Origin of the sequence: Mangrovimonas yunxiaonensis (genome assembly GCF_000733475.1) — a bacterium.
Lineage (GTDB): Bacteria > Bacteroidota > Bacteroidia > Flavobacteriales > Flavobacteriaceae > Mangrovimonas > Mangrovimonas yunxiaonensis.
The window spans coordinates 619340-633282 of sequence record NZ_JPFK01000005.1; the positions used below are offsets into that span (position 1 = coordinate 619340).

The 13943-nt window shown below is 40.1% G+C and carries 15 protein-coding genes; 13 read left to right on the top strand and 2 right to left on the bottom strand.

All coding sequences use genetic code 11. The features are described 5' to 3' along the window. The first annotated feature begins 10 nt into the window (after positions 1 to 10). The 13 genes from IA57_RS06930 to IA57_RS06990 all read left to right on the top strand — a co-directional run bounded on the left by IA57_RS06930 (position 11) and on the right by IA57_RS06990 (position 12237). Complete coding sequence (locus IA57_RS06930) at positions 11 to 874, top strand: acyl-CoA thioesterase (protein WP_036121063.1); 864 nt, start codon at positions 11 to 13, stop codon at positions 872 to 874. Further along, the gene (locus IA57_RS06935) at positions 871 to 2103 is read left to right on the top strand and encodes a BaiN/RdsA family NAD(P)/FAD-dependent oxidoreductase (RefSeq protein WP_036121064.1); all 1233 of its coding nucleotides are present in this window, start codon (positions 871 to 873) and stop codon (positions 2101 to 2103) included. Before IA57_RS06930 ends, IA57_RS06935 begins: the two co-directional genes overlap by 4 nt. A gap of 58 nt (positions 2104 to 2161) precedes the next feature. Then, positions 2162 to 2692: a DUF1697 domain-containing protein gene (locus tag IA57_RS06940; protein WP_036121067.1), complete on the top strand. Its 531-nt coding sequence runs from the start codon at positions 2162 to 2164 to the stop codon at positions 2690 to 2692. 9 nt (positions 2693 to 2701) lie between these two features. Then, positions 2702 to 3802: a diphosphomevalonate/mevalonate 3,5-bisphosphate decarboxylase family protein gene (locus IA57_RS06945; RefSeq protein WP_036121070.1), complete on the top strand. Its 1101-nt coding sequence runs from the start codon at positions 2702 to 2704 to the stop codon at positions 3800 to 3802. Positions 3803 to 4028: 226 nt separating this feature from the next. Further along, positions 4029 to 4958 (top strand): mevalonate kinase family protein, encoded by a 930-nt coding sequence (locus IA57_RS06950; protein WP_036121073.1) that lies wholly within the window; start codon positions 4029 to 4031, stop codon positions 4956 to 4958. 58 nt (positions 4959 to 5016) lie between these two features. Continuing rightward, the gene (locus IA57_RS06955) at positions 5017 to 5931 is read left to right on the top strand and encodes a geranylgeranylglycerol-phosphate geranylgeranyltransferase (RefSeq protein ID WP_036121076.1); all 915 of its coding nucleotides are present in this window, start codon (positions 5017 to 5019) and stop codon (positions 5929 to 5931) included. Positions 5932 to 6007: 76 nt separating this feature from the next. Further along, positions 6008 to 6883 (top strand): pseudouridine synthase, encoded by an 876-nt coding sequence (locus IA57_RS06960; protein ID WP_036121079.1) that lies wholly within the window; start codon positions 6008 to 6010, stop codon positions 6881 to 6883. Between the two features lie 326 nt (positions 6884 to 7209). Next, complete coding sequence (locus IA57_RS06965; RefSeq protein WP_036121082.1) at positions 7210 to 8631, top strand: arginine decarboxylase; 1422 nt, start codon at positions 7210 to 7212, stop codon at positions 8629 to 8631. Between the two features lie 59 nt (positions 8632 to 8690). After that, on the top strand, positions 8691 to 9629 hold the full coding sequence (gene speB / locus IA57_RS06970) for an agmatinase (RefSeq protein WP_036121085.1): 939 nt from the start codon (positions 8691 to 8693) through the stop codon (positions 9627 to 9629). Then, entirely contained in the window at positions 9619 to 10593 is a 975-nt protein-coding gene (locus IA57_RS06975) for a deoxyhypusine synthase family protein (RefSeq protein ID WP_036121088.1), read from the top strand. Before speB ends, IA57_RS06975 begins: the two co-directional genes overlap by 11 nt. A 7-nt stretch (positions 10594 to 10600) precedes the next feature. Continuing rightward, a complete protein-coding gene (locus IA57_RS06980) occupies positions 10601 to 10912 on the top strand; it encodes a hypothetical protein (RefSeq protein ID WP_036121091.1) in 312 nt (103 codons plus the stop codon). Between the two features lie 132 nt (positions 10913 to 11044). Continuing rightward, complete coding sequence (locus IA57_RS06985; protein ID WP_036121094.1) at positions 11045 to 11458, top strand: VOC family protein; 414 nt, start codon at positions 11045 to 11047, stop codon at positions 11456 to 11458. After that, a complete protein-coding gene (locus tag IA57_RS06990) occupies positions 11458 to 12237 on the top strand; it encodes an RMD1 family protein (protein WP_036121097.1) in 780 nt (259 codons plus the stop codon). The genes IA57_RS06985 and IA57_RS06990 overlap by 1 nt, the downstream gene beginning before the upstream one ends. On the opposite strand, the gene IA57_RS06995 is transcribed toward IA57_RS06990, so the two are convergent. Next, positions 12234 to 13055 carry an alpha/beta hydrolase gene (locus IA57_RS06995; RefSeq protein ID WP_036121100.1) on the bottom strand — a complete coding sequence of 274 codons (822 nt, stop codon included), beginning with the start codon at positions 13053 to 13055 and terminating at the stop codon, positions 12234 to 12236. The genes IA57_RS06990 and IA57_RS06995 overlap by 4 nt on opposite strands. 12 nt (positions 13056 to 13067) lie before the next feature. Next, on the bottom strand, positions 13068 to 13880 hold the full coding sequence (locus tag IA57_RS07000; RefSeq protein ID WP_036121102.1) for a purine-nucleoside phosphorylase: 813 nt from the start codon (positions 13878 to 13880) through the stop codon (positions 13068 to 13070). Positions 13881 to 13943: the final 63 nt, after the last annotated feature.

Below are 13943 nucleotides of genomic sequence, written 5' to 3' on the forward strand. Positions count from 1 at the left end.
ACAGTTTTTAATGACATCAATAGATGATTTATACCAGGTGCTTCACCTAAACCAAATTGAAGCGTTGCGTTTTGAAGGCATTAGTAAAACCGTTGGCAGTCCCAATGTGTTTGGCGGCCAGGTTTTGGCACAGGCTTTAAATGCAGCTTACCGCTCCATAAACAACGGACGTATTTTACACTCCATGCATTCGTACTTTTTAGAGGCAGGCGATCTTAATTTGCCCATAACTTACGATGTGGGGGTTATGCGCGATGGCAGTAGTTTTTCGGTGAGGCGCGTAACGGCAAGCCAGAACGACAAGCTTATTTTTATACTATCGGCATCTTTTCATAAAAAAGAAGACGGCTACAGCCACCAAATGGATATGAAACAGGAGGTGAAACCACCAGAAACCTTATTAAGTTGGGACGATATGCTTGAGCAATTTGGCGATACCCTGCCGTTAAAAACCAAAACCTTTCTGGAAATTCCCAGGCCTGTTTCCTTTAAACCAACCCAAATCACCAATCCATTCGAAAAAAAGGACTTGCCACCTTATATGGATGTTTGGTTTAAGGTAAAAGGCGATGCATCGGCCTACGATTTGGCGACAAAACAACAGATTTTAACCTACATTTCAGATTATAATATTTTAGCAGTGGCCTTGCACAGGCATGCCAGTAAAGCCCATTGGGGAAATACGCAAACGGCCAGCTTGGACCATTCGATGTGGTATTATCGCGATTTCGACTTTAACGATTGGATGCTCTTTTCTATGGATACGCCAAATACCTCGAATGCCAGAGGATTTGCTAGAGGCAATATTTATACTCGGGACGGTGTTTTAGTGGCTTCGGTAACACAAGAAGGGTTAATGCGGCCTTTAAAATGAAAACCTACGATTTGATAATAGTTGGCGGTGGGGCTGCCGGTTTTTTTGCAGCAATTAATGTGGCCGAGCAAATGCCACACGCCTCCATATGCATTTTAGAAAAAAATAAAGAAGGCCTGCAAAAAGTAAAGATTTCTGGGGGCGGCCGTTGCAATGTTACACATGCCGAATTTATCCCACAAGAACTGGTGCTTAATTACCCCAGAGGGGAGAAAGAACTATTAGGGCCCTTTCACCAGTTTATGACAGGCGATACCATAGCTTGGTTTGAAGCGCGCGGTGTGGCCTTAAAGATTGAAGACGATGGACGCATGTTTCCGGTGACCAATTCGTCGCAAACCATTATTGATTGTTTTTTAAGCGAAACTAAAAAGCACAAAATAGACGTTTTATACAGTCAGAGCGTAACAACGCTATCTCCTCAAGACCAATTAACAGGGTTTGAGGTAGAAACTAAGTCTGAAAGCTTTCAGTGTAAAAAATTGCTCATAGCAACAGGAAGCAGCGTGAAATTTTGGAAATTGATGGGCCAACTTGGCCACACGATTGTTAAGCCCGTGCCGTCATTATTCACATTTAATATTACCGACAAGCGTATTAAAGATATTCCGGGGGTTGTCGCGCCAGATGTTGAAGTAAAAATATTAAAAACCGATTTAGTTTCGGAAGGGCCATTGCTTATTACGCATTGGGGCATGAGTGCGCCGGCCATTTTAAAACTTTCGGCTTTTGGCGCCGTTGTGCTGGCTAAAATGGATTATAAATTTAACATTGAAATTAACTTTATAAAGCAAGATGCCGAGAGCTGTTTAAACCAGTTAAAAGCAACAAAACAGGATTTAGGAAAAAAAACGGTATTTAAATTACCGCAATTTAATTTGCCCAAACGGCTGTGGCAGCAACTGGTCTTGGCTTCGGGTATGGCACAGGATACCCGTTGGGCAGATGTTAATAAAGAACAGTTGGAAAACCTGACAAAACAGTTAACCCAAGCCGTTTTTAATGTTGATGGGAAAAGCACCTTTAAAGAGGAGTTTGTTACCGCTGGAGGCGTGGCGCTAAAAGAAGTGAATTTTAAAACCTTTGAAAGCAAGCTAATTCCTAATTTGTATTTTGCGGGAGAAGTGCTTAATATCGATGCGGTAACAGGCGGATTTAACTTTCAGAATGCGTGGACGGGAGCGTATATAGCTGCTAGGGCGATGGCGAATGCCAGTTTTAATTCTTAATGTCCTACTTGTATTCAAAGGCTAGTTAAGCACCCTTAATCGAAAACAAAATTTTAATATGCCAACATTCATAGCCCTACTTCGCGGTATAAATGTCGCCGGACAAAAAAAAGTGCCAATGGCAGCGTTGCGAGAGGTGCTGACCAAGTCTGGGTTAGAACAGGTGAGAACGTACATTCAGTCTGGAAATGTAATTTTCGAAGCAAATAACAAAAACACGCAGCAATTAGCGGAAGACATTCATAAGAGCATTAAAGCATATTTTGGTTTCGAGGTGCCCATTTTAATTAAAACACCCACGCAACTGCAACAAATTTTAGACGCTTGCCCTTTTCCTGAAACCCAAAAGCAAAACAGCTACTTCTCGTTGTTGTATGCTACGCCTCGCCAAGAGTTAATCGATGAGGTGTCGACAATCAAGTACCCAAACGAAACCGTTAGCATCACAAAAAACTGCATTTATTTTTACTGTTCGGCAGGGTATGGGCGTACCAAATACAACAACAATTTCTTTGAACGAAAATTAAACGTCACAGCCACGGCAAGAAACTACAAAACAATGGTAAAGTTGTTATCTTTGTCGCAATAAACAGAGAGCATGACCGAACAAGACTTTATTCCAAAAGGATATTCAGAATTAATAGATAGCGGAACCGTTACTTGGGAGTCGCCAAGTAATATCGCCTTAATAAAATATTGGGGCAAGCGCGATCAGCAAATTCCCGAAAATCCATCCATAAGTTTTACGTTAAGTGCCTGTAAGACCATTACAACGGTAGATTACGAAAAGAAAGCTACAGCAGAAGACTTTTCTTTTGAGGTGTTTTTAAATGATGAAAAGAAAGCCGATTTCAAACCAAAAATCGAAACGTTTTTTAAACGTATTGAAGGGTATGTGCCGTTTTTAAAACACTACCATTTTACTATTAAAACCCAAAATACGTTTCCGCACAGCTCTGGTATTGCGTCTTCGGCAAGTGGCATGAGCGCTTTGGCGTTGTGCTTAATGAGTATTGAAAAAGCCCTTTCTAACATTCAAGACGAGAGCGAAGCAGCTAGCGAATATTTCAACCGAAAAGCGTCATTCCTAGCACGTTTGGGATCGGGTAGTGCCTGCCGCAGTGTAGCGGGCGATTTGGTGGTTTGGGGCCAAACGCAAAGCATAGCAGGTAGCAGTAATTTATTTGGGGTAAAATATCCCTACAGCGTACACAAGAATTTTAAAGAGTACCAAGATACCATTCTGTTAATCGATAAGGGCGAAAAGCAAGTAAGCAGCACCTTGGGGCATGAGTTAATGTATGGGCACCCATATGCAGAAGCGCGTTTCTCGCAAGCGCATGACCATATGGAAATGCTAAAAACCATTCTTAAAACAGGAGATTTGCAAGCGTTTATCGACCTTATTGAAAGCGAGGCGTTAACCTTACATGCGATGATGATGACCAGTAATCCGTATTTTATTTTAATGAAACCCCATACGCTGGAGGTGATTAACTTGATTTGGAAATTTAGGGAAGAAACTGGGCTTCATGTTGGGTTTACACTAGATGCCGGAGCAAATGTACATGTGTTGTACCCAAAGGCAGAAAAAGACCTAGTGCTAGAGTTTATCGAAGCAGAATTGGCGGCTTATTGTAAAGACGAAGCCTATATTTGCGATACGGTTGGCCTAGGGGCACAACAAGTTAACCCGTAAAAGCAAAAGGCACGTTTTTTAAAACTTTTTAACCAGTGCCAGAGTAAGAACGTTGGATTAGAATTGTACCATGAATTGCACAATTAGAAAAATTCTGATTATCTTGCCAGTAAGAATTGTATAAATAAAACGTTTAATGCGTATAATTAAGCGTGCGAATAAACAATAATTGCTAAATTTGCATGAGCAACTGTAAATTGCCAATGGTTTAGTTATCAATTGAATTATGAAAGGACCGCTTTTTTACTCTAAAATCCTGCTATTCGGGGAATATGGAATTATTAAGGATTCCAAAGGATTATCCATTCCATACAACTTTTACAACGGGGCGTTAAAGGTCGCTGCAAATCTTACCGATAAGGCAGAAGCATCTAATAGCGCTTTAAAGCAATTTGCCGAATATCTAGAGCAAATCGATGCCGATTTGGTTACCTTCGATAGCGAAGCCTTAAAGCAAGATGTGGCCAATGGCATGTATTTCGACTCGTCCATTCCGCAAGGGTATGGCGTAGGAAGCAGTGGTGCTTTGGTTGCAGCAATTTACGATAAGTATGCCAACAATAAGATTACGGTTTTAGAAAACCTAACCCGCGAAAAACTCTTACAACTGAAGGCCATTTTTGCCGAAATGGAATCGTTTTTCCATGGGAAATCCTCGGGATTGGATCCTTTAAACAGCTATTTAAGCTTGCCAATCCTTATCAACTCAAAAGACAATATTGAAGCCACGGGCATTCCATCGCAAAAACTAGATGGCAAGGGTGCTGTGTTTTTACTGGATAGCGGTGTTGTAGGAGAGACTGCTCCTATGGTGCGAATTTTTATGGAAAACATGAAACAGGAAGGGTTTCGCAACATGCTAAAGGATCAGTTTATAAAACATACCGATGCCTGTGTGGAAGATTTCTTGAAAGGCGATATTAAATCGTTATTTCAAAACACCAAGCAACTTTCAAAAGTGGTGCTAAGCCATTTTAAACCCATGATTCCAAAGCAGTTTCACGAACTGTGGAAAAAAGGCCTAGATACTAACGATTACTACCTAAAGCTATGTGGCTCTGGCGGCGGGGGCTACATTCTAGGATTTACAGAGGATATCGACAAAGCCCAAAAAACTTTGGCAGGTTATAAACTAGAGGTGGTTTATAATTTTTAGTATGTCTTTACTACTCCAAGCGCCGCCAAAACGGCACTACTTTAATCCTTAAATAGTTATGTTAACCAGACGCCAGAAACATATCCTGCTTAAATTTTTCAGTATGTTTTCTGTGGTACGTGGTTATAATATCTTGGTTGTTGTTATTGCTCAATATCTGGCATCTGTCTATATTTTAGCGCATAATAAAGCCGTTAAAGCTGTGGTTTTAGATGTCAACCTGTTAATGTTGGTTTTGGCTTCGGCCGCAGCGATAGCAGGGGGCTACATTATAAATAACTTTTACGATTCTGAAAAAGACCTTATAAACCGTCCCAGAAAATCCATGCTCGATCGTTTGGTTAGCCAAAACACTAAGCTGTCGTTCTATTTTGTGCTTAATTTTATTTCGGTAGTACTGGCGAGTTATGTGGCCTTCTCGGCAGTAATTTTCTTTTCGGTTTATATTTTTGGTATTTGGTTGTATTCGCATAAACTTAAAAAAATGCCCTTTATAGGCAATGTGGTCTCGGCCCTGTTAACCATAGCGCCGTTCTTTGTTATTTTTGTGTATTACAAGAATTTCGAGCAGGTTATTTTTGTTCATGCCATGTTCCTGTTTTTAGTCATATCCATGCGAGAGCTTACAAAAGATCTGGAAAACCTACAGGGCGATATGGCTCAGGATTATCACACCATTCCAGTAGTTTATGGCGAAAACGTCTCTAAAACAATGCTTACCGTATTGGGGGTGTTAACCCTGCTGCCAGCCTTGTTGCTCATTTTTCAGTTTCAGGTTGGGCGCATGAATTATTACTTTTATTTAAGTATGGTGCTGCTAATAATCTTTGTAGTAATGCTTTGGAAAGCAAATTCAAGATCGCAATACCTTGTTTTGCACAACATTTTAAAACTTATTATTGTATTGGGGGTGGTTAGTATCCCGTTGATTGACATAGGTTTGGTGCTGAATAAAATTACTTTTATTCGATAAGCAATTTTTTATCGTATATCTTTGCATAAAATTTAAACGTATAAATTTAAAAAAGGCCCTTTTTAGGGGAAACCATATGAGCAGAAAGCAAGGAACAGGAGGGAAAAGTAAACCATCGGGAAGAGGGCAAAGACAGCATAGCGGAAATAGTAAGTCTGGTAGAGGCGGAAACAATACCGGTGGGAAAAGTTTTTCGCGCGGGAATGCTCCAGTAAAAAAGGCCAGTACACCTAAAGCAGCAGCATCAGATGGCATTCGCCTAAACAAGTATATTGCCAATTCTGGCATTTGCTCACGCCGTGAAGCCGATGAACATATTGCCGTTGGCTTGGTGACCGTAAATGGAAAAGTGATAACCGAAATGGGTTATAAAGTAAAGCTGGAAGACGATGTGCGCTTTGATGGGCGCCGTATTAACCCAGAACCAAAAACCTATGTGCTGCTTAATAAACCCAAGGGGTTTGCTACAACCACCAGCGATACGAAAGACAGAACCGTTATGGATCTTGTGGCGAATGCCACCAGCGCCAAAATAAAACCTATTGGTCGCCTAGGAAGAAACTCAACAGGCTTGTTGTTGTTCACTAACGACGAAGACATCGTGAAAAAATTCACCCATTCGAAAAATGGCGTTTCTAGACTATTTCAAGTAGAATTGGATAAAAACCTCAAGTTTGAAGATTTAAAAAAAGTAGAAGAAGGCCTTAAAATTGATGGTAAAGATGTTGTGGTAGAAGAAATAAGCTATATAGAAGGACAGAGCAAAAACCTGGTTGGCTTAAAAATTAAAAATACCGGAAACTCCATTATACGTAATATTTTTGATCACCTAAACTACGACCTTATAAAGGTCGATTGTGTGGCCATAGGGCATCTTACCAAAAAAGATCTCCCAAGAGGCTACTGGAAACATTTAACCAAGCAAGAGGTTAATACTTTGAGAATGTTATAGTTAAATAATTTTATTTTTTTTCAAAAAAAGCCTTGTAATTCATTTTTTTGTATTTCATTTGTATCGGTTTTTTAGCTGAACAACGTGAATACTGTTTATACGTTCGGGCTTTTGGAAAATAGGAAGTCATACCCAAAAGTAACCCTTAAGAAGGGAAACCGAAATTTAAAGCTAACTTCCGAAATACATCTTTTGGTAAGCCAACACCTGTTTGGTTTTACCCCTACCACGCAATTGCAATTGCAGGTTTGATAGTCATTATTTGTTATTGTCTTAATATTGAATTAATTTTTAATTCACAATTTTAACCACAGATATAATAAATAATGAATACAAAATATATCGATTTAATCAGTCAAACTTTTTATTTCCCTCAAGACGAGTTTACGCTTGACGGGCAATTTTTGAAATTTCACGACATCGACCTTAAGGCTTTGGTAGAAACCTATGGCGCACCCCTAAAGTTCACCTATTTGCCGCAGATAACCAACAACATTAAACGCGCAAAGCATTGGTTTTCCAATGCGATTGATAAACACGGGTATCAAGGAACGTACAACTATAGCTATTGCACAAAAAGCTCGCACTTTAAGCACATTTTAAACGAAGCTTTAAAAAACGACATCCACATCGAAACCTCTTCGGCTTTCGATATAGATATCGTGGAGAACCTTAAGCAAGAAGGGAAAATAACCGACAATACGTTTGTACTGTGCAATGGGTTTAAGCGGGCACAATACATAACCAATATTGCGCGCTTAATGAACGAAGGCCATAAGAACTGCATTCCAATTATCGATAACTACGAAGAGATTGACCTCCTTTCGGAAGAGATTAAAGGAACGTTTAAGGTAGGCATAAGAATCGCTTCGGAAGAAGAGCCTAAATTCGAGTTCTATACCTCAAGATTGGGTATTGGTTACAAGAACATCGTGCCGTTTTATAAAAACCAAATTCAAAACAACGATAAGGTAACATTAAAAATGTTGCACTTTTTTATCAATACCGGCATTCGCGACAATGCGTATTATTGGAACGAACTGTTAAAGTGTTTGAAGGTTTACATTAGCCTAAAGAAAATTTGCCCCACATTAGATAGCCTGAACATTGGTGGCGGATTTCCGATAAAGAACTCTTTAGCATTCGATTTCGATTATGAGTATATGGTTGATGAGATTATTAACCAAATTCAAATTGCCTGCAACGATGCCGGGGTAGATGTGCCGCATATTTTTACCGAATTTGGTAGTTTTACCGTTGGCGAAAGCGGCGGTGCTATTTATGAAGTGCTGTACCAAAAGCAACAAAACGACCGTGAGAAATGGAACATGATCAATTCGTCTTTCATTACCACACTACCAGACACCTGGGCGATAAACAAACGCTTTATTATGCTGCCTATAAACCGATGGAACGATACTTACGAGCGTGTTTTGCTAGGCGGGCTAACTTGCGATAGCGACGATTATTACAACAGCGAACAGCACATGAATGCCATTTACCTGCCAAAATACAGCAAGGAAAAGCCACTGTACATCGGGTTTTTTAACACAGGCGCATACCAAGAGACCATTGGTGGTTTTGGCGGGTTGCAGCATTGCTTAATCCCATCGCCAAAACACGTGCTAATCGATAAGGATGCCAATGGCAACATAACAACAAAGCTATTTAGTGAACAACAAAAAAGTGAAGACTTACTTAACATTTTAGGGTACCATAGCACGAGCAACAAACAGGAGCTTAAATAAGCCATTTAAAAGCCGTGTGGCAAAACCCTTTTACAATTTAATACAACAAGATTTACAAGATGAAAACTAGAACTTACGCAGGAATTCCTGAAAAATACGCCAAATTAGACAGTTCTAAAATTGTTTTAATACCTGTGCCATACGATGGCACGAGCACCTGGCAGAAAGGCTCCGATAAGGGCCCGGAAGCATTCTTACACGCTTCAGAAAACATGGAGCTATACGATATAGAAACGGGAACCGAAGTATACCAGCAAGGGGTTTATTTGGCCGATGCCGTTACCGAAAACAGCTCGCCAGAAGCCATGGTCGATGCAGTTCATGAAACCACAAAAAAATACATTAAACGCAACAAGTTTGTAACCCTTTTTGGAGGCGAACACTCCATTTCTATTGGAACCATACGCGCGTTTAACGAATGTTTCGATAACCTGACGGTCTTGCACATAGATGCCCATGCCGATTTACGTAAAACCTACGAAGGTTCCAGCTGCAATCATGCCTGTGCGGTTTACGAAGCCAGTCAGACTACCAATTTAATACAGGTGGGTATCCGCTCTATGGATGTTATGGAAAAAACCGTTATGGACGAAGGGAAAACCTATTTTGCACACGAAATGGCACAGGACGATGCCTGGATGGACGCGGCCTTAGACCAAATGACCAATAATGTGTTTATCACCTTCGATCTAGATGCTTTCGACCCCTCTATCCTGCCAAGTACCGGAACGCCAGAACCCGGAGGGCTATTCTGGTACGAAACCCTAGACTTCCTGAAAGCCGTTTTTGAAGAAAAAAATGTAGTTGGTTTCGATATTGTTGAGCTTTGCCCCAACACACAAGAAAAATCTTCAGATTTCTTGGCGGCAAAGTTGTATTATAAAATGTTATCGTATAAGTTTATGGGTGAAGATGTAGAAGCAGATACCGATGATAATTTTGACGAAGACGAAACAGGTTTAAGTAAATTTTCTAAATTTAATAATGATGAGTACTAAAGGAGCAATTTCAAATTTTATAGAAAAATATTACCTGCATTTTAACGCCGCAGCATTGGTAGATGCCGCCAAAGGGTATGAAGCGCAGTTAAACAATGGCGCCAAGATGTTGGTGTCGTTGGCAGGAGCTATGAGTACGGCCGAGCTGGGTAAAATCTTTGCCGAAATGATTCGCCAAGATAAAGTGCAAATTATTTCCTGTACCGGGGCCAACCTAGAAGAAGATATCATGAATTTGGTGGCACACTCGCATTACGAACGTGTGCCCAACTACCGCGATTTAACACCAAAACAAGAATGGGATTTATTGGAGCGTGGGTTAAACCGCGTAACCGATACCTGCATTCCAGAAGAAGAAGCCTTTAGAAGGTTACAAAAGCACATTTTTAAAATCTGGAGCGATGCCGAAAAAAACGGCGAGCGTTATTTCCCGCATGAGTTTATGTATAAAATGCTGTTAAGTGGTGTTTTAGAAGAGTATTACGAAATCGATTTAAAAGACTCGTGGATGTATGCCGCTGCCGAAAAGAATTTGCCTATAATCGTACCTGGTTGGGAAGACAGTACCATGGGGAATATTTTTGCCAGCTATGTGTTAAAAGGCGAGCTAAAGGCCAGCACCATGAAATCGGGTATAGAATATATGACCTTTTTGGCCGATTGGTATACCGATAATTCTGAAAATGGCATTGGCTTTTTCCAAATAGGAGGCGGTATTGCGGGAGATTTCCCCATTTGCGTTGTGCCCATGTTGTACCAAGACATGGAGCGTACCAACACGCCGTTTTGGAGCTATTTCTGCCAAATAAGCGATTCGACCACCAGTTATGGGTCGTATTCTGGGGCTGTGCCAAACGAGAAGATTACTTGGGGTAAGCTGGACATAGATACGCCAAAATTTATTATAGAAAGTGACGCTACTATTGTGGCACCATTAATATTCGCCTATTTATTAGATATGTAAATTAATTATGAGGGACAATTTAAAAAGAGTCATTGTTGACTTTAAAAAACTAACACCAGAAATTTTGGCTTTATTGGTAGAAAAATACCCAGACGGCTACGACGAGGATCACATTATTTCGTTTAGAAACGCTAAAAATGAAATCGTAGAAGCGGTAGAGGTAACCACAAAAGACACCAAGTATTTAGTGAAGGTTAGTACCAAACTTGCCGTAACCATGGAGAATTACGATGAAGATGATTACGATGAGGATAGTTACGATGACCCAGAGGCTGTGCAGCCACCAGATGTGCCAGAAGAGGAAGACGATAACGACTAATGCAACATAGCCTATACGCTTGTAATTAAAGACGCTAGGTTTTAAAAATAGATGGTTTTATACCATCTATTTTTGTTTGTAAATGTGTTTTTATTTCGAAAAATACATTAAATTTATATAAACACTAGTCCTATGGAAACACCATTTCATCTTGCTTTGCCCTGCATTAGTATTAAGGAAACCAAGGCGTTCTATACCGAAATGTTAAAGGCATCGGTGGGGCGTTCTGCGCAAAACTGGGTCGATATTAATTTGTATGGGCACCAAATTACGTTTACCAAAACCGGTAGTTTTAATTTCGACTACAGGAGCTATTCCTTGGGCGATGAGGTGCTGCCATCATTTCATTTTGGCATTATTGTGCCTCAAGACCATTGGCAAACCCTGTACCGTTCGCTTAAAGAGCAAGAGGGGGCCGTTACCAACCAAATTACGTTCTTGGATGGTAAAACAGGCGAGCACCAGTCGTTTTTTGTTAAAGATCCCAACGACTATACGGTGGAGTTTAAATGTTTTAAAACGCCATCGGAGATTTTTAAAGCCTAATGTATCCAGTTGTTGCCTATCAAGTAGCCAGCGCTATCAGTACAAAAGATGTAAGAAAACAAGTAGATTGGAATCTGCTGTTTTCAGATAGCGACGAATTGTTTTATGCCGCGTCAAAAGATAAATACATCTATATTTTTCAATATGGCATGGTTGGTTTTTTTAACTTTCCATCAGATGAAATTACTGGCATTCTGCAAACAATAAAACCGTTTTCTAAAGAGTTTTTTCAGGAGAAAATATCAGAAACTATAACTGTAGACGTTCAGGAGGATACCCTTAAGGTCGAGTTTGAAAAAGTGATTTTACCTAGGCTGGATGCCGAAATGGTACGGTTGGTGGTGCTAAACGCTTCTCAATCTGTAGCCTTAAACCGATATGCCGAAATTACCGAAGCGCTGCTGGAGGAAACCAATGGGCATACCCTGTATTTAGAGCGTAAAGGAAAACTGGACATTTCAGGAAACAAACTAAAACGGTTTATTGGTAAAACGCTTAATATTAAAAACAAAATTTCTGAAAACCTCTATATTTTCGATGCGCCAGACATTGCCTGGGAAAACGAACAACTAAACCGGTTGAATGCCGATTTAAAACTGTCTTTCGACCTAACAGACCGCTATCACTTAATTCACGACCGCATAGAAATTATCAAGGAAAATTTAGAGCTTTTTAAGGATATTATGGATCATAAGGAAAGCAGTAAGCTAGAGTGGATTATTATTATCCTAATTCTAGTTGAGGTGGTCGATATGTTTATCGCCAAGATTTTCTTCTAAAGCAATTCCTTTAGAGCATCGTAGTATTGTTTGGTGATATGTATGCCGTTGTGTCCAGCATCGTGTATTATGGTGAGCTCGATGTTTTCTGGGGCAAGAGCCTGTAGCTTTTTGGAATTTTCTTCAACATCCACCAAAAAATCACGGCTACCATGAAATATTTTTATAGGGCATGTTACGTTCTTAATGTACGTGTGGGTAGGAATGTCGTACTTCACAATAAACGCTGGAATGGGTGGGGCAATTTGTTCGGAGATTAACGTTTTCCACGAATAGTAAGGCGCATTTATAATTAACATTTTAGGGTTGTTTTTAGAGGCAACATAGGTGGCTAAACCACTGCCAAGCGAAAACCCCAAGACAATAATCTGTTCTTCTTTATATCTGGTTTTTGCAAAGGCGTATACTTTTTGAGCATCGTCTAACAACTGCTTGCTGTTGCTGTATTTGCCGTTGCTTTTTCCATATCCCCTATAATCAACAAATAAAATGTCGTAGTTATTTTCAAGGTACAGAGGGGCGCGTTTTCCCCAGTCGTGAATGGCGCCGGCATTTCCGTGGTAATACACAATAAGCCCTTTGGGGGCTTCGGTTTTAAAAAGCAAGGCGTTTAATGAAATGCCATCATCAACGTTAATATTTAATTCTTCGAAAGGTGCTTCAAACTCAAAAACATAGTTTTTATCTAGAACCTTAGGGTTGAAAAAAAAGTGTTCCTGTTTAAAGTATAAAACGGCTAAGATAACGACGTGAAGTGTTGCCAATACGGCAATTACTCGTAGCGTGCGGCGAAAGAGTTTAGGGACATTTAAGTTCAAAATAAAGGTGTTTTAAAGCCCTTTTATTAACGCTTTAACCAGTAATATTAGTTTGGGCTCGGCTTGTTTTGCCGTGGCTATAATGTCTTCAATATTAATGGGGTTAAGGTTGTCAGGGTCGCACTCATCGGTCAATACAGAAATGGCAGCTACTTTTAGGTTAAGGTGGTTAGCCACAATAACTTCTGGAACGGTACTCATGCCTACAGCGTCAGCCCCAATAATTTTAAGCATGCGGTATTCGGCTTTGGTTTCCAGTTGTGGGCCAAGCACACTGGCATAAACCCCTGTGTGTAGGGTAATGTTGTGTTGTTCGGCAAGGGTTTTAAATTGGTGTCTTATATTAATGTCGTAAGGTTCGCCCATGTCTACAAAACGTTCGCCCAGCAAAGAAACGCCTTTAAAGGCTAGAGGAGAACTACCTTGAAGGTTAAGATGGTCTTCAATAAGCATAAGCTCGCCCTTTTTAAAGTTTAGGTTTAAGGCGCCCGAGGCATTAGAAATGAGTAGCGTATGAATACCCAACTGTTTCATAACCCTTACTGGGTAGGTGACATCTTGGGGCGAATAGCCTTCGTAAATATGAAAACGCCCGTGCATAACCACAATTTTTTTTCCTTCCAAGATGCCATAGATGAGTTTTCCTTTATGGAACTCGACCGTGGCTGTTGGGAAATTAGGAATGTGGTTGTAGCTTACTTCCTTTAAAACATCCATATGCTCTATTAACTGGTTTAGTCCAGTGCCTAGAACAATGCCTATTTCGGGGTTTTCAAAGCCTTTGTTTTTTAGGTAATCGGTGGTTTCGTTAATGTACTCTATCATGTCGATATGAAAAATGGTCTCATACAAATGTAAAATTAAATAATTAAGCGACGTAAGTTTTCA